This window comes from Micromonospora sp. NPDC005206, from assembly GCF_040608175.1.
Classification (GTDB): domain Bacteria; phylum Actinomycetota; class Actinomycetes; order Mycobacteriales; family Micromonosporaceae; genus Micromonospora.
Genome location: NZ_JBEXHU010000008.1, coordinates 17,663 through 36,561 on the forward strand (window position 1 = coordinate 17,663; position 18,899 = coordinate 36,561).

General features: G+C 73.8%; 15 protein-coding genes and 1 pseudogene. 9 read left to right on the forward strand and 7 right to left on the reverse strand.

Annotated features, from left to right (window positions below; translation table 11 throughout):
- Positions 1–11: 11 nt before the first annotated feature.
- Positions 12–746, reverse strand: a complete 735-nt coding sequence (locus tag ABZU69_RS13505) for a peptidase E (RefSeq protein WP_354964658.1) — start codon at positions 744–746, stop codon at positions 12–14.
- A 328-nt stretch (positions 747–1,074) separates the two neighbouring features.
- Positions 1,075–1,503, reverse strand: a pseudogene (locus ABZU69_RS13510) (hypothetical protein); the annotation flags it as partial.
- Between the two features lie 137 nt (positions 1,504–1,640).
- Here ABZU69_RS13510 and ABZU69_RS13515 point away from each other — a divergent pair.
- The 9 genes from ABZU69_RS13515 to valS all read left to right on the forward strand — a co-directional run bounded on the left by ABZU69_RS13515 (position 1,641) and on the right by valS (position 14,487).
- Positions 1,641–2,150, forward strand: a complete 510-nt coding sequence (locus tag ABZU69_RS13515; RefSeq protein WP_354964876.1) for a SigE family RNA polymerase sigma factor — start codon at positions 1,641–1,643, stop codon at positions 2,148–2,150.
- Positions 2,147–2,599 (forward strand): hypothetical protein, encoded by a 453-nt coding sequence (locus tag ABZU69_RS13520; protein WP_354964659.1) that lies wholly within the window; start codon positions 2,147–2,149, stop codon positions 2,597–2,599. Before ABZU69_RS13515 ends, ABZU69_RS13520 begins: the two co-directional genes overlap by 4 nt.
- A 214-nt stretch (positions 2,600–2,813) precedes the next feature.
- Positions 2,814–4,256: an FAD-dependent oxidoreductase gene (locus tag ABZU69_RS13525; protein WP_354964660.1), complete on the forward strand. Its 1,443-nt coding sequence runs from the start codon at positions 2,814–2,816 to the stop codon at positions 4,254–4,256.
- Between the two features lie 101 nt (positions 4,257–4,357).
- Positions 4,358–5,854 carry an AlkA N-terminal domain-containing protein gene (locus tag ABZU69_RS13530; RefSeq protein ID WP_354964661.1) on the forward strand — a complete coding sequence of 499 codons (1,497 nt, stop codon included), beginning with the start codon at positions 4,358–4,360 and terminating at the stop codon, positions 5,852–5,854.
- On the forward strand, positions 5,851–6,360 hold the full coding sequence (locus tag ABZU69_RS13535; protein WP_354964662.1) for a methylated-DNA--[protein]-cysteine S-methyltransferase: 510 nt from the start codon (positions 5,851–5,853) through the stop codon (positions 6,358–6,360). The genes ABZU69_RS13530 and ABZU69_RS13535 overlap by 4 nt, the downstream gene beginning before the upstream one ends.
- A 37-nt stretch (positions 6,361–6,397) precedes the next feature.
- Positions 6,398–8,254 (forward strand): ABC transporter ATP-binding protein, encoded by a 1,857-nt coding sequence (locus ABZU69_RS13540; RefSeq protein ID WP_354964663.1) that lies wholly within the window; start codon positions 6,398–6,400, stop codon positions 8,252–8,254.
- Positions 8,251–10,128, forward strand: a complete 1,878-nt coding sequence (locus ABZU69_RS13545) for an ABC transporter ATP-binding protein (RefSeq protein WP_354964664.1) — start codon at positions 8,251–8,253, stop codon at positions 10,126–10,128. Before ABZU69_RS13540 ends, ABZU69_RS13545 begins: the two co-directional genes overlap by 4 nt.
- A 127-nt stretch (positions 10,129–10,255) precedes the next feature.
- The gene (locus ABZU69_RS13550) at positions 10,256–11,815 is read left to right on the forward strand and encodes a trypsin-like serine protease (protein WP_354964665.1); all 1,560 of its coding nucleotides are present in this window, start codon (positions 10,256–10,258) and stop codon (positions 11,813–11,815) included.
- Positions 11,816–11,922: 107 nt separating this feature from the next.
- On the forward strand, positions 11,923–14,487 hold the full coding sequence (valS, locus tag ABZU69_RS13555; RefSeq protein WP_354964666.1) for a valine--tRNA ligase: 2,565 nt from the start codon (positions 11,923–11,925) through the stop codon (positions 14,485–14,487).
- 46 nt (positions 14,488–14,533) lie between these two features.
- Here the strand turns inward: valS and ABZU69_RS13560 are convergent, their stop codons facing one another.
- The 5 genes from ABZU69_RS13560 to ABZU69_RS13580 all read right to left on the reverse strand — a co-directional run bounded on the left by ABZU69_RS13560 (position 14,534) and on the right by ABZU69_RS13580 (position 18,707).
- Positions 14,534–15,178: a hypothetical protein gene (locus tag ABZU69_RS13560; protein WP_354964667.1), complete on the reverse strand. Its 645-nt coding sequence runs from the start codon at positions 15,176–15,178 to the stop codon at positions 14,534–14,536.
- A gap of 93 nt (positions 15,179–15,271) precedes the next feature.
- Positions 15,272–15,982: an ABC transporter permease subunit gene (locus ABZU69_RS13565; protein ID WP_354964668.1), complete on the reverse strand. Its 711-nt coding sequence runs from the start codon at positions 15,980–15,982 to the stop codon at positions 15,272–15,274.
- A gap of 1 nt (position 15,983) precedes the next feature.
- Positions 15,984–16,895 (reverse strand): ABC transporter ATP-binding protein, encoded by a 912-nt coding sequence (locus tag ABZU69_RS13570; protein WP_354964669.1) that lies wholly within the window; start codon positions 16,893–16,895, stop codon positions 15,984–15,986.
- A complete protein-coding gene (locus ABZU69_RS13575) occupies positions 16,895–17,800 on the reverse strand; it encodes an ABC transporter permease subunit (protein ID WP_354964670.1) in 906 nt (301 codons plus the stop codon). Before ABZU69_RS13575 ends, ABZU69_RS13570 begins: the two co-directional genes overlap by 1 nt.
- Positions 17,793–18,707, reverse strand: a complete 915-nt coding sequence (locus tag ABZU69_RS13580; RefSeq protein ID WP_354964671.1) for an ABC transporter ATP-binding protein — start codon at positions 18,705–18,707, stop codon at positions 17,793–17,795. Before ABZU69_RS13580 ends, ABZU69_RS13575 begins: the two co-directional genes overlap by 8 nt.
- Positions 18,708–18,899: the final 192 nt, after the last annotated feature.

Genomic DNA, 18,899 nt, shown 5'->3' on the forward strand with positions numbered 1-18,899 from the left:
AAGGGCGGCCGTCAGCCGAGCAGGCGTGGGGCGATGACCGCCTCCCGGACGCTGCCGTCCGCGCCGCGGCTGACCTCGTACGCCGAAACGCCCTCGCGGTCGGCGACCGCCTCGGCCAGTCGGGTGCCCCGGTAGACGAGCCCGACCCCGTCGTCGGTGCAGTGGCTGGTCGGCAACGTCTCGTCGCCGACCAGCTCGTGCATCAGCGGTCGCCGCTGACCCTCGCTGTCGTAGTGCACCCCGTTGCCGTACGGCAGCCAGCCCAGGCCGTCGGTGAAGCCGCGCAGCCGGGGGCCGAAGCTGTCGGTGGCGCCACCTACATTCCAGCAGATCGAGCCGGCGGAGACGCCGCCCAGCACCACGCCGGCCTGCCAGCACTCGTGCAGGATCTCGTCGAGCCCGTGCACGCGCCACAGCGCGACAAGGTTGGCCACGCTGCCGCCGCCGACCCAGATCACGTCCTGGGCGAGCAGGTGGGCGCGGACGTCCTCGACGTTCGGCATCGGGAACAGGGCGAGGTGCGACAGCCGGAAACGGGTGTCGGCGAAGGCGCCGTAGATGGCCGTCAGCGAGGTGGGCTGGTCCCCGACGGCCTGCCCCAGGTAGCAGATGCGCGGCTGCGGGCCGGCCTCGGCCAGCTCGGCCGCCAGCTCGAACACCGGACCGGGGCGCAGGTCGGTGGGGCCCCGGTCGCCCCGGAAGAAACCCATGCTGGTGGCGAGGATGGTCGGTTCGCTGGCGGGCATGCGGGTCCTTCCGTCGGTGCGGGACGGCCTTCATCCTGCCGCAGCCGACCGCGGGCCAATCACCCCGGCCACGGCGGCGCGAACCGATGCCAGCTCAGCCAGCGCGTCGCTGACGCGGCACCAGGGCCATCGCCCCGGCGGTCCTCCCGATCGGCTCGCTGCCGGCCACACGGCCCGGCGCGGGCTCAGCCGACGGGTCGGACTCGGCCTGCCGGTTCGGCTCCGACCCGGCGGGATGCCCCTCAACCGGTTTGGCGGTGCGCTGGCCCTCGGCCGGCTCGCTCTCCGGCCAGTGACCCGGGGGCAGCTCCCCGAACGGCCGTTCCTCCGGGGGCAGTTGCGCGGCGGCGGCCCGAGGCAGGGTGAACCGTTCGGCGGCGGCCGGGCCGGCCGAGACCGACTCGCGCAGCATCCAGCGCACCTCGTCGGCCGTCCAGCCCAGCCCCGGCCGGACCGCGATCTCCTGGACCAGCCGCCGGCCAACCCGGGTGTCGTCGTCGTAGAAGCGCATGCACCAGTGGTGCGTCCACATTCCGAGCGCACGCAGGCCCGCATCGTCGAGTGAGCGGGCCAGCCTGCCGCAGGCGGTGTCGGCGAAGGCCCGCTCGACGTCGGCCGCCCGGTCCCGCTCGATCGCGCCGACGGCGGCCGGCGCCACGGCCCGCATCCGGCGGTAGAAGGACTGCACCACCGCGCGGGGCAGCGGCGGGAACGCGTCCCGTGTCGATGCCGCCGCCCGACCCGCCACGCTCGCCATCACCGCACCCCTTCTTGAGTTGGTGGCCGGACGTTACCCGCCACGACCGACACTTCCGGGCGGAAAAGCCGCACCGAACGTGGATAGCGAGGATGACCTGGGGCGTCTGTATGGGTGACAACGAAACGGGGTGGTGGGTGGACGAGGACGAGCGCGCCCGGTTGGCCGAGTTCGTCGCCAGCCGGACACCGGCGTTGCTGCGGGTCGCGTACCTGCTGACCGGGGATCGCAACGCCGCCGAGGATCTGTTCCAGTCGGCGCTGGCACGGACCATCCCGAAGTGGGGAACCATCCGGCACGCCGACCCCGAGGGGTACCTGCGCGTGGTGATGTACCGCGAGCAGATCAGCTGGTGGCGGCGACTGCGGCGGTGGCGGGAGACGCCGCTCAACCCGGCGGACGAACCGGTGGGCGCCGACCCGAGCGGCGGGTCGGACGTGCGGCTGGCGATGCGTGCCGCACTGCGCCACCTGCCACCGGCGCAGCGGGCGGTGGTGGTCCTGCGCTACTACGAGGACCTGCCCGAAGCGCGGGTGGCCGAGCTGCTCGGCTGCTCGGTGGGCACGGTGCGCAGCCGCACCCACCGGGCCGTCAGCCGACTGCGGGAGCTGCTGCCGGAGGTCGCAATGCTGGAGGTACGGCGATGACCGATCCCTTCGAGCGCCTCATCCGCTCCACCCTCACCGACCTGGCCGAGGAGGCACCGATCGTGCATGACCAGTTGAGCCGAGCGGAACGGCGGGTGCGCAACCGGCGCCGTGCCACCGTGACCATGGGGGCGGTGGGCACCCTCGTGGCCGTCCTGATCGCCGCCCCGTTCGCCCTCGCCGGGACCGGGTCGGACCAACCCCGGCCGGCCGCGCCCAGCCCGAGCCCTTCGGTCGTGCCCAGCCTGCCCGCGCCCACCCCGTCCGCGCCGGACGCCGTACCCAGCCCGCCCGGCGTACCCGGCGAGCCGACGCCGGCGCGTCCGACCGTCGAGCCGAGTCCGCCCGGCCCGCCCGGGGTACCCGGGTTGCCGACGCCGACGCCGGCGCGTCCGACCGTCGAGCCGAGTCCGCCCGGTCCGCCCGGGGTACCGGGCCGGCCGAGCTGATCAGATCCGGTCAGGTCGGGCATTGCCGCCCGATCTGACCGGCCGGCCGCCATCGCCCACCAGCTCCGTGAGCCGCCGTGCGAGCGGTCAGACCGAGATCCCGGTCACCCTCGCGCGGTTGTTTCCCGAACCGGCGCGCTCCCGCATCCCGGCGAACAGGCTCAATGGCCAACGCGAGTTTGTCGGGGCAGGTGCGACCGCCCACTCTTGGGCCATGACCGATTCAGGACACCGGCCCGCCTCCGGTCTGCGCCGCGCCCTGGCCCGGGTGCCCGACTCGCTCACCGGGCAGATCGTCACACCAGGCGACCGCAGGTACGCGCAGCTGCGCTCGACGTACACCACGACGGCTTCGCCGGCGGGCGTCCTGCTGCCGAAGAACGCCACGCAGGTGGTCGCCGCGATCCGGTACGCGCGGGAGCAGCGGTTGCCGATCGCCGTCCGCAGCGGCGGACACGGCCTCTCCGGCGCCTCCTCCAACAACGGTGGCCTGGTCATCGACCTGTCCATGCTCAACCGGGTGCGGGTTCTCGACGAACGGTCCGGGTTGGTCCGGGTCGAGGCCGGCGCCCGGTGGGCGAACGTCGCGGCGGCGCTGGCCCCGTACGGTCTGGTGATCAGCTCGGGTGACCACGGCAACGTCGGCGTCGGCGGCCTGGCCACCGGCGGTGGCGTCGGCTGGCTGGTCCGCTCCTACGGCCTCACCATCGACCGCGTCCGTGCCGTGGAGGTGGTGCTCGCGGACGGGACGCTGGTGCGCGCGGACGCGGAGCACGAGCCGGAGCTGTTCTGGCTGGTGCGGGGCGCCGGTGCGGGGGCGGGGATCGTGGTGGCGTTCGAGATCGAGGCCACCGAGCAACGCAACGTCGGGGTGGCGCAGCTCGTCATCGAGGCCCACCCGGACGGCCGCACCGTCCGGGAGTGGGCGGGCTATCTGGCGCAGGCCCCCCGGGAGCTGTCCGCGGCCGCCGTGCTGTTCGCGGAGGGGCGGTCGGCCCTCATGTCCGTCACCGCCGTGGTGGCCGCCGAGAGCCTGCGCCGGGCCCGGCCCCTGGTGGAGCCGCTGCTGGCCATCGGGAAGGTGCTCGAACACCGGACCGACCTGCTGCCCTACCCGACCCTGGTGCCGACCGCGCACCTGCACCCGAACGTCGGGCAACAGCGGGGCACGACCACCAACGGTCTGTTCACCGAGCTGGGCGAGGCCGGTGCGCGGGCGGTGATGCGGGCGGTCACCGGGCGGGCGGTGATCCAGCTCCGCTCGGTGGGCGGAGCGGTCAACGACGTCGCCCCGGAAGCGACCGCCTACCCGCATCGGCACCAGAGCACCCTGGTAATCGCCTCGGTGTTCCCTCCGCAGGGTGGCGCGGCGTTGGACGCCGCCTGGCGGGGTGCCGCCGGCCGGGCCGACGGCGCCTACCTCAACTTCGAGAGCCGGCCGGACCCGGCGGCGTTCGCCCGGATCTACCCGGGTGCGACCGGTGCCCGGGTACGCCGGCTGTGGCGGCGGTACGACCCGGACGGCGTGTTCCGGCCGGCCCTGCTGAGCGCCAGGCCCGCCCCAGTCGAGCGGGTGGCCCGGCCCGACCCGGCCGAAGGGGCCGGACGGTCCGGCCGGTCCGGCCGGTCCGGCCAGCCGCATCGGCGCCGCCGCTGAACGCTGGGCGGACCATCGGTTGATGCCGGTGTTCGGGGCCCGCATGGCCACGTCCGATTCCCGCCAGCCGATCGCCCGGGGATCGGGGCATCATCGGTGACGTGGAGATGGACTTCGAGCGGTGCTACCGGGCAGTGGACAGCCGTGACCAGCGGTTCGACGGCTGGTTCTACACCGGCGTGACGTCGACCGGGATCTACTGCCGGCCGTCCTGCCCCGCGACCACCCCCAAGCGGCGGAACGTCAGGTTCTTCCCGTCCGCGGCTGCGGCGCAGGGCGCCGGGCTGCGCGCCTGCCGCCGCTGCCGCCCGGACGCCGCACCCGGCTCGCCCCAGTGGGACGTCCGCGCCGACGTGGTCGGCCGGGCGATGCGACTGATCGCCGACGGGGTGGTCGACCGGGATGGCGTCCCCGGGCTGGCCGCCCGGCTCGGCTACACCGAGCGGCACCTGCACCGGATGCTGCGCGCCGAGATGGGCGCCGGGCCGCTCGCGCTGGCCCGGGCCCAGCGGGCGCAGACCGCCCGGATCCTGATCGAGACGACCGGCCTCGGGATGGCCGAGATCGCGTTCGCCGCGGGCTTCGGCAGTGTGCGGCAGTTCAACGACACGGTCCGCGAGGTGTACGCGACCGCCCCGTCCAAGCTGCGGGCGGCCCGTGGCCGGCACCAGGCGCCGGCCGGCGCGGGGACGATCACGCTCCGACTGGCGTACCGTCCGCCGCTGCACGCCCGGGCGCTGCTGGACTTCCTCTCGGTGCGGGCGCTGCCCGGGGTGGAGGAGGTCCGCGACGGGACGTACCACCGGGGGTTGCGGTTGCCGCACGGTGCCGGCCAGGTGGCGCTGACCCCGGCGGACGGGCACGTGGCGGCGACGCTGCGCCTGGCCGACCTGCGCGACCTGGCACCGGCGGTGGCCCGTTGCCGCCGGCTGCTCGACCTGGACGCGGACCCGGTCGCCATCGACGCCACGCTCGCCGCCGACCCGGCTCTGGCCCCGGCGGTCGCCGCCGAACCCGGCATCCGGGTCCCCCGTGCGGTGGACGGCTTCGAGCTGGCGGTCCGCGCCATCATCGGCCAGCAGGTCTCGGTCACCTCCGCCCGCACCACCCTCACCCGCCTGCTGGCCGCCCGCGACCGCACCGACCATGAGGTCGGCGGGCCGGACGGAGATCGAACCCCCGGCCCGCCTCATGACCAACGCGGTGAGCCTCCGGGGAGTCTCCGCGGCTTTCCCACCGCGGAGGAGCTGCTGGGGGTGCCGGATGCGGGGTTCGGGATGCCGGCCGGGCGGCGGGAGACGGTACGCACCCTGGCGCGGGCCGTGACCGACGGGGAGCTGGACCTCGCGTCGGGCGGCGACCGGGAGGAGACCGCCCGGCGGCTGCTCGCGCTGCCCGGCATCGGCCCGTGGACCGCCGGCTACCTGGCCATGCGCGCCTTCGGCGACCCGGACGTCCTGCTCCCCACCGACCTGGCGGTCCGGCGCGGCGCGACCGCGCTCGGCCTGCCCGACACCTCGAAGACCCTCGACGCGTACGCCGAACGTTGGCGCCCCTGGCGGTCCTACGCCACGATCAGACTCTGGAGAGCGGCATGAGCATCGACAGCACCGTACTGAGCACACCGACCGGCCCGCTGAGCATCATCGCCGGTCCGGACGGTGAGGTCCGGGCAGCCGGCTTCACCCCCGATCCGGCGGCGCTGCTGCCCCTGGTCCACCCCACCCTGCGGGCGCCACTACGAGCGCGGGCCGACCTCGGCCCGGTCAGCGTGGCCGTCCGGTCCTACCTGGACGGTGACCTCACCGCCATCGACGCGGTGCCGGTGCGGCAGAGCACCGGTGGCGAGTTCATGGCCCACGCCTGGCAGGTGCTGCGCGAGGTCCCGCCGGGCACCCCGGTCACCTACACCGGGTACGCCGCGCTGGCCGGCCGGCCGCCGGCGGTGCGGGCCGCCGCGGCCGCCTGCGCCCGTAACGCCGTGGCGCTGTTCGTGCCCTGCCACCGGGTGCTGCGTACCGACGGCACGCTCGGCGGCTACCGCTGGGGGCTGGACGTGAAGAAGTGGCTTCTCGGTCATGAGCGGCGGTTGACAACAACCTGACACAAGCATCGACACCCATTGACGCTACCGTCGGGTAGTGCCTGTGGAGAGCGACGGCGACCCGGCCGCCCGGATCGCCGCGGGCCCCCACCCCGTGCACAACCTCTGGCGGCTGCGCCGCTACCTGCGCCCGTACACCACCGAGTTCGCCTGGCTGTTGGTCGCCGGGCTCGCCGGCACCGCGGCCGGAATCGCCGTACCGCTGGTGGTGCAGCGGGTGGTGGACGGGCCGGTGGCCCGGCACGATCCCGCCGGCCTGCTCCAGCTCGGTGGCCTGGCGCTGCTGCTCGGCGTCGTCGAGGCGGTGCTCATCTTCATCCGCCGCTGGGTGCAGTCCTCCTCGGCGGTGGGCATGGAGGCGGCGCTGCGCGCCGACGTCTACGCACATCTGCAACGGTTGCCGGCCAGCTTCCACGATCGCTGGCAGTCCGGCCAGTTGCTCTCCCGGATCACCAGCGACCTCTCGGTGATCCGGCGATTCCTCTCCTTCGGCGTGTTCTTCCTGGTGCTCAACCTGACCACCTACCTGGTGGTGGTGCTGCTGCTGATCCACCTGCACCCGGCGCTCGGGCTGCTGGTCGCGGCCAGCGCGGTGCCACTGCTGCTGATCAGCCGCCGGTTCGGCCGGCAATACCACGCCGCGTCCCGCCGGATGCAGGACCAGCAGGGCGACGTGGCGACCCTGGTCGAGGAGACCGCGCAGGGCCTGCGCACCATGAAGGCGTACGGCCGGGGGGTCGAGCTGGCCGCCCGCTTCGCCGGCGGCGCCCGGACGCTGCACGACACCGGCGTGGCCAAGGGCCGGTTGCTGGCCAACACCGCGGCGCTGCTCGACCTGGTGCCCAACCTGACCCTCGGCGTGGTGCTGGTGGCCGGGGCGGCCGCCGCCGCGCGGGGCGCGCTCACCATCGGCGAGCTGGTCGCGTTCGTCAGCCTCCAACTGATGCTCATCTGGCCGGTGCAGTCACTGGGTTGGATCATCGCCAACGGCCAGGAGGCCGCCACCGCCGCCGACCGGATCCAGGAGGTGCTGGACACCCCGCCGCAGATCATGGACGCCCCCGGAGCGCTCGCCCTGCCCCGCGACGCGGTCCACGGCCGACTCCGCTTCGAACGGGTCGCGTTCCGCTACCCGGGCTCGACCACGCCGGTGCTGCGCGAGATCGACCTCAGCATCGAGCCGGGCGAGACGCTGGCGCTGGTCGGCGCCACCGGCAGCGGCAAGAGCACGCTGCTCTCCCTGGTGCCCCGGCTGCACGAGGTGACCGGCGGTCGGATCACGCTGGACGGTCACGACCTACGTGAGCTGCGGCTCGACTCGCTGCGCCGACTGGTCGGCGTGGCGTTCGAGGAGCCGACGCTCTTCTCCATGTCGGTGCGGGAGAACCTCACCCTGGGGCGCCCGGACGCCGGCGACGACGAGGTCCGGGCCGCTCTGGCGCTGGCCCAGGCCGACTTCGCGTACGACCTGCCGTGGGGGTTGGCCACCCGGGTGGGTGAGCAGGGGTTGTCCCTCTCCGGGGGCCAGCGCCAGCGGCTGGCGCTGGCACGGGCGGTGCTCGGTCGCCCGGCGCTGCTGGTGCTGGACGACCCGCTGTCCGCCCTCGACGTGCACACCGAGGGGCTGGTCGAGGCGGCGCTGCGGCGGGTGCTGCGGAACAGCACCGCGCTGCTGGTGGTGCACCGGCCGTCGACGATCGCACTGGCCGACCGGGTAGCCCTGCTCGACGGCGGGCGGATCACCGCGATCGGCCGGCACTCCGAGTTGCTGGCCACCGTACCGGCGTACCGTGCCCTGCTGGCTGCCGAGCCGCCGGCCGGGCAGCCGCCGCCAGCCGGAGCCGCCGCGCCCGCGGCGCCCACCGCGGACGGGCGGGGGCTGGTGCGTTCGTGAGCGTGCCGGAGCAGGCCGATCCACCCGGGGAAAAGCCGGAGTTGGCCCGCTGGCGCGGGACGGCCACCGACCCGGAGGCCGACCGCAGCCGGGCCGAGGAGAGCACCCCCGAGGCGGTGGCCCGGCTGCGCCGGCACAGCCGGGCACTGCTGGCCGACCTGCTCCGCCCGCACCGGGGGCGACTCGCCGCCGCGGTCGGCCTGCTGCTGGCCCAGAACGCCGCCGCGATGGCCGGCCCGTACCTGGTCATGATCGGCATCGACCGGGCCATCGCACCGCTGCGGGCCGGCGACCCCGGCCCGCTGGCCGCCGTCGCCGGGGCGTTCGCCGCCGCCGCGGTGACCGAGTACGCGGCCCGGCGCGGCTTCCTCACGCTGTCCGCCCGGATCGGCCAGGCCGTCCTGCTGGACCTGCGGCAGCGGGTGTTCGGGCACTTCCTGCGGCTGTCGGTGGGCTTCCACGAGCGGTACACCTCCGGCCGGATGGTCTCCCGACTCACCAGTGACCTCGACTCGATCGCCGAGCTGGTCGACGGCGGGATCGACAGCCTGGTGCTCGCCGGGCTGTCCATCCTGTCGGTGGCCGCCATCCTGCTCTGGCTGGACCTGCCGCTGGCCGCGGTGACGCTGCTCGCCTTCCCTTTCCTGTTCTGGCTCTCGCGCTGGTTCGCGCGGGCGTCGGCCAGCGCCTACCGGCGGACCCGGGAGGCGGTCGCGCTGGTCATCGTGCATTTCGTCGAGTCGATGCGGGGCATCCGGGCGGTGCAGGCGTTCCGCCGGGAGCCGCGTAACCAGCGGATCTTCGAGGCGCTCGGTGACGACTACCGGTCGAGCAGCCTGCACGCGTTCCGGCTGATCGCCACGTACTCCCCGGCGATCAAGCTGATCGGTAACGTCGCCGTGGCGGTGGTGCTCTGCTACGGCGGCTGGCGGGTGCTCGGCGGACGGACCGAGGTCGGGGTGCTCGCCGCGTTCCTGCTCTACCTGCGTCGCTTCTTCGAGCCGATGCAGGAGCTCAGCCAGTTCTACAACTCGCTCCAGTCGGCCACCGCCGCGCTGGAGAAGCTGGCCGGGGTGCTGGACGAGCGGCCGGCGGTCGCCGAGCCGGCCCGGCCGGTGCCGCTGCCGAACGGCGCCGGCCGCGGCGAGCTGACCTTTCGGGCGGTCTCCTTCGGCTACCGCGCGGACACCCCGATCCTCGCCGGGCTGGAGCTGACCGTGCCGGCCGGGCAGACCGTCGCGCTGATCGGGACGACCGGCGCGGGCAAGTCGACCATCGCCAAGCTGGTGGCCCGGTTCCACGACCCGGACGCCGGCACGGTCCGGCTGGACGGGACCGACCTGCGCGAGGTGAGCGACGCCGACCTCCGGCGGGCGGTGGTGCTGGTGACCCAGGAGAACCACCTGTTCAGCGGCACCGTGGCGGAGAACATCCGGTTCGGCCGACCGGACGCCGACGACGCCGCGGTGCAGGCCGCCGCCCAGGCGATCGGCGCGCACGAGTTCATCGCCGCGCTGCCCGAGGGGTACGGCACCCAGGTGCACCGGCGCGGCGGCCGGCTCTCCGCCGGGCAGCGGCAGCTGGTCGCGTTCGCCCGGGCGTTCCTGGCCGATCCGACCGTCCTGATCCTGGACGAGGCGACGTCCTCGCTGGACGTGCCGACCGAGCGGCTGGTGCAGCGGGCGCTCGGCACCATCCTGCGGGACCGGACCGCCCTGGTGATCGCGCATCGACTCTCCACCGTGGAGACCGCCGACCGGGTGCTCGTCCTCGACGGCGGACGGATCGTCGAGGACGGCCCGCCCGGCCAGCTCGCCGACGCCGGTGGCCGGTACGCCGCCCTGCACCGGCAGTGGCGGGAGTCGCTCCTGTAGCTACAATCACGGCTCGTCTATCTCGGTTTCGCCCGGCGCGGTCGGCAACGACGACTGCTCTGTTCCGGCCGGGCACCGACGAACGCACGGGGAGGGCACGGGGGTGCGCACACGGGGACGCATGATCGTGGCTGGACTGGCTGTCGCCGGCCTGGTCGGGGCCACTGTCGCGGTGACCAGTGGGGACGCGGCCGAGCGCCGCGCGGTGACCGCGGTCGCGGCCGAGGAGGGGCTGGGCAGCGCGACAGCCAGCGGACCGACCGCGCCACCCGGCGCGACCGCGTCCGGTGCAGCCGCGCCCGCACCGGACACGAAGACCGCGACGGAGTCGAAGGCCGTTTCCGGGCCGGTACGCTCCCGACCGGCCAAGGTGGTGGCTGAGGCGGCGCCTGCCTCGGTCGCGTACCTGCGGGACCGCTACCGGATCTCCGCGACCGAGGCGGCACGCCGGCTCGCCCTCCAGGAGCTTTCCGCGCCCCTGGACGCGCGGCTGACCGAGCAGGTCCCGCACTCGTACGGCGGCATGTGGCTCGACCAGGCGGCCGGTGGCGTGCTCACCATCGGAGCGACCGACGTCGCGGCGGTCCAGGCGGCCGTGGCCGACGTACCGGACCCGGCGCACGTCCGGGTGGTCGCCGTGCGGCACACGCTGAATCAGCTCGTCGAGGCCGCGGCCGGTGTCGCCGCCGCGCTCGACGCGTCCCCCTCGGACGTGGTGGTGGATCATCAGGCCAACGAGGTCGTGGTGCTCACCGGCGACCGGATCACGGCGGACGAACCGCGGCTGGCCGAGGCGCGCCGCGCCGCCGGGGTGCCGACCCGGACCCAGGCCCGGACCCCCGCGACCAACGTGCAGAAGGCGTGCGACCCGCGCTACTGCCCGCAGGCGCCGATGCGCGGCGGCATCCGCCTGGACGTGCCGCGCGACGACGGCACCGTCGGCGGCTGCACCACCGGCTTCAACCTCATCGTCGGAGTGCGCGACGCGTACGTGCTGACGGCGGGGCACTGCGTCGTCGGCGGACGGCACCAGCAGGTGGACCGGACCTGGCACCAGTTCCTCGGCCCGAAGGTGCCGGTGAACGTGGAGGCGCCGAACCCGAGCCTGGCCGAGAACGCCTACCCGTACGACTACGCGATCATGCCGTACCAGCCCGGGGCTCTCCCCCGGTGGGCGTACCCGCGCGGCGCCACGAGCACGCCCAGCCTGGTCAACTACTGGTGTGTCGCGGACAACCCGCGGTGCGCCACCAGCGGCAGCCGGGACGTGCGGATCACCGGCTACGTGCCGTGGAGCGCCATCCAGACCGGTTGGGTGGTCTGCGCGACCGGCTCGGCGTACACCCCGAAGTCCGGTGAGCAGTACGTCGACTCCGGCGCCGGCGCCGGTTACGTGCCCGGCACCCGGTGCGGCGAGATCACCGGCAAGAGCAGCGGTGGCATCGACGTCCGGATCTGTGCCCGGCCGGGCGACAGCGGCGGCCCGCTGTTCACCGAGGCCGACGGCAAGGCGCTGGGCATCCTCTCGAACGGCGACCCGGGAGAGGGCGCCTGCACCAACGAGAACGAGCGGAACTCCTACGCCCCGATCTCCACGATCCTGGAGCGGGCGAACGCCCGCAGCGACGGGAGGCTGCGGATCCGACTGGCCACCTCCGGCCCGGTCGCCGGCCCGGTCGCCCGGTGACGGGGCCGACCCCCTCCCTCCGGTCATTGGAGGCGCAGGCACGAAATCCATCGTGGCACGCGGGTTAACCCGTGGTCCGGCCGTTGGAGCCTGCCTACGATCGCAGGATGACCGAAACGGCGAGGACGGCCCGCGCCGGCGTCCCCGAGCGTCCGACCCTGGACGGGCTCGAGGAGAGCTGGGCGCGCCGCTGGCAGGAGGAGGGCACGTACGCGTTCGACCGCTCGAAGAGGCGTGTCGACGTGTACTCGATCGACACCCCGCCGCCGACCGTATCGGGCGAGCTGCACATGGGACACGTCTTCTCGTACACCCACACCGACACGACGGCGCGCTACCAACGGATGCGTGGCAAGGCGGTCTTCTACCCGATGGGCTGGGACGACAACGGCCTGCCCACCGAGCGTCGGGTGCAGAACGTGTACGGGGTCCGGTGCGATCCGGCGCTGCCGTACGACCCGGTGTGGCGGCCACCCGCGACCCCGGTCGACGAGGCCGCCCGCCGCGACCCCACCCCGATCTCGCGGCGCAACTTCATCGAGCTGTGCGAGCGGCTGACCGTCGCCGACGAGCAGGTCTTCGAGGCGCTCTGGCGGCGCCTCGGGCTCTCCGTGGACTGGTCCCTGACGTACACCACGATCGGCCGGGTGGCTCGGGCGACCAGCCAGCGGGCGTTCCTGCGCAACCTGCACCGGGGTGAGGCGTACCAGGCGGAGGCGCCGACGCTGTGGGATGTCGGCTTCGCCACCGCGGTCGCCCAGGCCGAACTGGAGGACCGGGAGCGGCCCGGCGCCTACCACCGGCTGCGGTTCACCGCGCCCGGCGGGCGGGAGGTGCTCATCGACACCACCCGGCCCGAGCTGCTGCCGGCCTGCGTGGCGCTCGTCTGCCATCCCGACGACGAGCGGTACGCCGACCTGGTGGGCGGCACGGCGCGCAGCCCGCTGTTCGGCGTCGAGGTGCCGGTGTACGCCCATCCGCTGGCCGACCCGGCCAAGGGCACCGGCGTCGCGATGGTCTGCACGTTCGGGGACCTGACCGACGTGACCTGGTGGCGTGAGCTGCGGCTGGACACCCGGGTGGTGATCGGCCGGGACGGCCGGCTGCTCCCCGAACCGCCGGCCGGGGTGCCGGCGCAGCCGTACGCGGCACTGGCCGGGCAGACCGTCAACGGCGCCCGCCGGGAGATCGTCGGAATGCTCGCCGACGCGGGCGACCTGCTCGGCGAGCCACGCCCGATCACGCACCCGGTCAAGTTCTACGAGCGTGGCGACCGGCCACTGGAGATCGTCTCGACCCGGCAGTGGTACCTGCGCAACGGCGGCCGGGACGACGAGTTGCGGGCGACGCTGCTGGCTCGGGGCGAACAGCTGCACTGGGTGCCGACGCACATGAAGCACCGCTACGACAACTGGGTGGGCGGCCTGACCGGCGACTGGCTGGTCAGCCGGCAGCGCTTCTTCGGGGTGCCGGTGCCGGTGTGGTACCGGCTCGACAACGCTGGCGAGCCGGACTGGTCCCAGCCTCTCACGCCGGACGAGTCCGCGCTGCCGGTCGATCCATCCACCGATCCGGCACCCGGCTACGACGAGTCGCAGCGCGGCCGGCCGGGTGGTTTCGTCGGCGACCCGGACGTGCTGGACACCTGGGCCACCTCGTCGCTGACCCCGCAGATCGTCGGCGGTTGGGAGACCGACCCGGAGCTGTTCGCCCAGATCTTCCCGATGGACCTCCGCCCGCAGGGGCAGGAGATCATCCGGACCTGGCTGTTCGACAGTGTGGTCCGCTCGCACTTCGAGCACGGCGTGCTGCCCTGGCGGGACACCGTGCTCTCCGGCTGGATCCTCGACCCGGACCACAAGAAGATGGCCAAGTCCAAGGGGAACGTGGTCACCCCGCTGGCGCTGCTGGAGCAGCACGGCTCGGACGCGGTGCGCTACTGGGCGGCCAGCGGCAAGCCCGGCATGGACCTGGCGTTCGACCCGGCGCAGATCAAGGTCGGCCGGCGGCTGGCCACCAAGCTGCTCAACGCGTCGAAGTTCGCGCTCGGGTTGGGGGCCGCGGACGCGCTGCGCACCCCGGCGACCGCGCCACTGGACCGGGCCATGCTCGCCGAGTTGGCCACCGTGGTCACCGCCGCGGGCGCCGCCTTCGACTCCTACGACCACACCGCGGCGTTGCAGGTGACCGAGGCGTTCTTCTGGCGGTTCTGCGACGACTACATCGAGCTGGTCAAGGAGCGCGCGTACGGCACCGGAGCGGCGGCCGACTCGGCCCGGGCCGCGCTGGCCTCGGCGCTGTCGGTGCAGTTGCGGCTGTTCGCCCCGGTCCTGCCGTACGTCACCGAGGAGGTCTGGTCCTGGTGGCGGTACGGCTCGGTGCACCGGGCGCCCTGGCCCACCACGCACGAGGTGGCCCGGACGATCGACGGAACGGGCGAACCGGCGCTGCTTCGGCTGGCCGGCGACGCGCTGAGCCAGGTGCGGCGGGCCAAGTCGGAGCGGAAACTGTCGATGAAGGCGGAGGTGCCGCTGGCCGAGGCGCTCGGCCCGGCGGCGCTGCTGGACCAGCTCACCCTGGTCGCCGACGACCTGCGCGCGGCTGGCCGGATCGGCAAGCTCGATCTGCTCCCCGATCGCACACCGGAACTCGTCATCGCCTGCGCCTTCTGACCGGTGCGGAAGGTGCCCTCCGCGGGGAGGGCACCTTCCCAGCAGCTCACCAGCCGCGCAGGAAGCGCAGGCCGAGCAGGAACGAGACCACCGCCGGCCCGACCAGCAACGTGATCGCCTGGAGCCGGTACGGCATCCGGTGCCGGGTCAGTTCCACGGCGTTGCCCAGCACGATCGCCCCGGCCAGCATCAGGAACGCACCCCACCAGCCGGTCTCCAGGTGGATCAGATCCACCCGGATCAGTTGCAGGGTCAGACCGAGCAACGCGCCGGTGAGCGCGAGCAGGGCAACCGCCCGGTGCAGGCCACGGGCCAGCGGGTGGGCCGCCCGCCACAGGTAGGTGCCGGCGACCGCCAGGCAGGGCAACGTCACCAGCACCGGCCAACCCCGGCCCATCACGCTGAACATCAACAGCGCGCCCACCGCGAACACCAGCGCGCCGACGCAGGCGATGACGTACCCGGCGAAGGCCCGGCCCCCACCCCTGGCCAGCAGCGGCCCTCCGCTGGCCGCGATCAGCGCGCCCGGGATCAGGATGAAGCCGGCCCACCAGTGGAACCGTCCGCTGCCCTGGGCGGCCGTCGCGACGGTGGCGCAGGCCAGTCCGGCGACCGCCAGGCTGGTCAGCCACGGCCGGCTGCTCCGGGAGTACGGCTCAGCCAACGACACTCGCTCCGCTTCGACGCTCACGCCCACCAGCCTGGCGCGCGACGCCCCGCCCGGTCCATCCGGCCAGCCCTACCGCCGGACGGTGGCTGGCCGGAAGACCGCGCCGCACCGACCTCAGCTCGTCTCGCCGGCCACGCTGAACGAGCGCAGACGGTCGATGGCCAGCACGGTGAAGCCGATGCTGACCAGCGCGGTCATCACCGCCGCCACCGGCACCGACACCGTGGTCTCCAGCAGCCCGGTGGGGGCGAGCCGGTCGGCGAGGGCGATCACGTACTGCTGGATGGAGAGCACCTTGGTGCCGCTGACGAAGTTGCCCAGCAGCCCCTCCCAGATCAGCACGTAGACCAGGCCGAGGAGCACCGGCCGCCGAGTGACCAGGCTGAGCGCGAGGAACAGCGCCGAGTACGCCAGCGCGCCGAGCGCCGCCGCGGCGGCCAGCGCCAGGCCGAGGCGTACCGAATCGGCCAGCACGCCCGCCACGTAGAGCGGCACCGCGACGGTGACCGCGGTGACCCCGGCGGCCACCGCGAGCTTGGGCAGCACGATCTGCCACCGCGGCAACGGCTTGGTCAGGATGTGCACCACCGTGCCGTCGTCGATCTCGGCGCCCAGCACACCGGTGCCGATGATCAGCGCCACCACCGGCAGCACCACCGCCAACCCGAGGCCGACCAGCACCGGCGGGCCCCACTCGCCCGGGTCGACGCCCAGCGACCGGCAGAGCACGGCCAGCCCGAGCAGCACCAGCGGCAGCGGGAGCAGCAGCAGGAACCGCCGCCGGCCGAACAGGCCGCGCGCGGTGATCCAGGTAATGGTCGACATGTCAGGCCTCCACCAGGTAGGAGAAGACGCTCTCCAGGGACTCGTCGGACGGCACCAGCTGGCGCACCCGGATGCCCCGGGTCAGTGCGATCCGGGGCAGCGCCCGGGTGAAGGCGCCGTAGTCGCCGGCGCGCACGGTCAGGCCGGTGCGGTCCAGCTCCACGCCGCTCACCGAATCCTCGGCGATCAGCGCGACGGCCAGCGCCCGGTCGTCGGTGGAGCGCACCGCGAAGACGTGCGGGCGATTGGTCATCAGCCGCCGGATGGTCCGGAAGTCGCCGGAGGCCGCCAGTCGGCCGGCCACCATCACCTGCACCGTCCCGGAGACCTGCTCGACCTCCTCCAGGATGTGCGAGCTGAACAGGATGGTCCGGCCGGCGTCGCCAAGCGTGTGCAGCAACTGCATCATGTGCAGTCGCTGGCGCGGGTCCATCCCGTTGAACGGCTCGTCGAGCAGCAGCACCTGCGGGTCGTGCACCAACGCGGCGGCCACCCGCGCCCGTTGCCGCATGCCCTTGGAGTACGTGCCGATCCGGCGGTCCTGCGCGGACTCCAGCTCCACCAGGTCGATGGCCCGCCGGGCCGCCGCCGCCGGATCGGCCAACCGGTGCAGCTTCGCGCTGGCCAGCACGAACTCGTACGCGGTGAGGAAGCCCTGCACCGCCTCGCGCTCACTGACCAGCCCCAGCCGGCGGTAGACGCTCGGGTTGCGCCAGGTCGGCTCGTCGTCGAGGGTCACGGTGCCCCGCGACGGGGCGAGGAACCCGGCCATCATGTGCAGGAGCGTGGTCTTGCCGGCGCCGTTCGGGCCGAGCAGCCCGGTCACTCCCGGCCCGAGCGCCATGCTGATGTCGTTGACGGCGACCACGTTGCCGTACCACCGGGACACCCCGGTCAGGCTCAGCGTGCTCATCAGGAGGCGACCTTCCGGTAGCGGGCCAGCAGGAGGGCGGTCGCGCCGGCGACCAGCAGTAGCGCGGCCAGGGCGTAGACCGGGCCGAAGCCGCCGATCGACGGGCCGCCCTGGTCGCCCTCCACGAGCAGATCGCCCAGCGACCAGATGCCCACGCCCTGCACCAGGGTGGAGGGCGAGGCCAGCCCGGCCAGCTCGTTGGCCGTACGCGACGGCAGGATGCTCAGCGTGCCCACGATCGGGGTGGTCATCAGGAAGACGGCGACCACACCACCGGCGGCGAACGCGCGCTTGCCGGTCAGCGACGCGACCAGCAACCCGACCGAGGCGAAGACCACCGCCCACAGCCCGGCGTAGAGCAGCCCGGGCAGCAGGTCGAGCAGCTCGTTCCAGACCCCGCGCATGCCGTCCTTGGTGGTGAACGCGGCGCCCAGGAACATCACCAGCTGGGGCCCGCCGAGCAGCAGCCAGAGTGCGGTGACCAGCGCCAGCAGCTTGGCCACCGCGTAGTCACCGCGCGGCAGCGGTCGGGAGAAGTACAGCGGCAGCACCCCGCTGCGCAGGTCCCGCGAGACCAGCTCCGGCGCGGCCACCGCGACGAAGAAGAGGACCAGCCAGCTCATCGAGTCGGCGAACTGGGCGTACGTGGCGACCGGTTCGCCGATCTGGCTGCGTACGGCGGCCAGGGCCACCGCGACCAGGGTGACGATGCCGACCACCAGCCAGGGGAAGATCTTGGCCTTGGCGCTGCGCCCGAACCCGAACGCGGTGCGCAGCCCGTGCAGATAGAGCGCGCCGAAGACGTGCCGGCGGCCCAGCCGCGGACCCTCGTAGCGCTGGTAGCCGATGTCGTGGATGACGCCCGTCGGCGTGGAGCGCACCGCGGCGGTTGACAGCTCAGGCATGGGAGAGCTCCCTCGTGGCGAAGAGTTCGGCCACCCGGTGCCGGCGCTGGTCCAGTCGGTGCAGCGGCAGGTCCAGCTCGGCGACCGCGCCGAGGATCAGGTCGTAGGTGCTGTCGTCGGCGAGTGGCACGAGCAGCAGCCGGCCGTCCCGCGCCACCGGCAGGTCGAGCGCGGCGAGCCGGGCGGCGAGTTCCTCGGTGCCCTCGCTGACCTCCACGGCGAGCACGTCGGTGGCCGAGGTCATGGCGGAGATGTGGTCGGCGCGCAGCAGCCGGCCGCCGTCGATGGCGATCAGCGTGTCGCAGATCCGTTCCACCTCGCCCAACAGGTGCGAACAGACCAGCACGGAGATGCCGAACTCGGTGCCGATGCGGTGCACCAGCGCCAGCATGGCGTCCCGGCCGGCCGGGTCGAGGCCGTTGGTCGGCTCGTCGAGCAGCAGCAGGTCGGGGTCGTGCACCAGCGCCTGCGCCAGCTTGACCCGCTGCTTCATGCCGGTGGAGTAGCCGCCGACCGGGCGGTAGCGCTCCTCGTAGAGCCCGACGTGCCGCAGCGCCTCGGAGGCCCGCTCGCGGGCCGCGGTGCGCGGCAGGCCGCTGATCCGGCCGAGGTGGGTGACCAGCTCGGCGGCGGACAGGTCCGGCGGGAGGCAGTCGTGCTCGGGCATGTAGCCGACCCGGGCGCGGACCGCCGCCGGGTCAGCGGTCGGGTCGAAACCGAGCACCGAGACCTGACCGCTGGTCGGGGCGATCAGGCCGAGCAGGATCTTGATCAAGGTGGATTTGCCGGCGCCGTTCGCGCCCACCAGGCCGATGATCCCCGGCTCGACGGCGACGGTGAGGTCGGCGAGCGCGGTGACCCGACCTCCGTACGTCTTGGTGAGCGACTGGGTCGCGATCAGTGTCACGATGCCCAGCGTAGGGAGTCGATGCCCCCCGCGGACACCGGCGCGCCCCCTGCACTCCCCTGATCTCGCGGCGGCCGACCCCTAGGGTGCGCCGCCCCGATTCCGCGACGAGCGGTGGATCTGGAACCGACTGCGGTCGGCGGTGGGTCGCCGGATCCGCCGCTGACCGCCCGCCGGGTCGTGGAGTGGCGG

Excerpts from the sequence above, each read along its gene's own strand:
- ABZU69_RS13520 (WP_354964659.1), top strand. The coding sequence starts at position 2,147 with ATGACCGATCCCTTCGAGCGCCTCATCCGCTCCACCCTCACCGACCTG.
- valS (WP_354964666.1), top strand. The coding sequence starts at position 11,923 with ATGACCGAAACGGCGAGGACGGCCCGCGCCGGCGTCCCCGAGCGTCCG.
- ABZU69_RS13505 (WP_354964658.1), bottom strand. The coding sequence starts at position 746 with ATGCCCGCCAGCGAACCGACCATCCTCGCCACCAGCATGGGTTTCTTC.
- ABZU69_RS13565 (WP_354964668.1), bottom strand. The coding sequence starts at position 15,982 with ATGTCGACCATTACCTGGATCACCGCGCGCGGCCTGTTCGGCCGGCGG.
- ABZU69_RS13575 (WP_354964670.1), bottom strand. The coding sequence starts at position 17,800 with ATGCCTGAGCTGTCAACCGCCGCGGTGCGCTCCACGCCGACGGGCGTC.
- ABZU69_RS13535 (WP_354964662.1), top strand. The coding sequence starts at position 5,851 with ATGAGCATCGACAGCACCGTACTGAGCACACCGACCGGCCCGCTGAGC.
- ABZU69_RS13570 (WP_354964669.1), bottom strand. The coding sequence starts at position 16,895 with ATGAGCACGCTGAGCCTGACCGGGGTGTCCCGGTGGTACGGCAACGTG.
- ABZU69_RS13525 (WP_354964660.1), top strand. The coding sequence starts at position 2,814 with ATGACCGATTCAGGACACCGGCCCGCCTCCGGTCTGCGCCGCGCCCTG.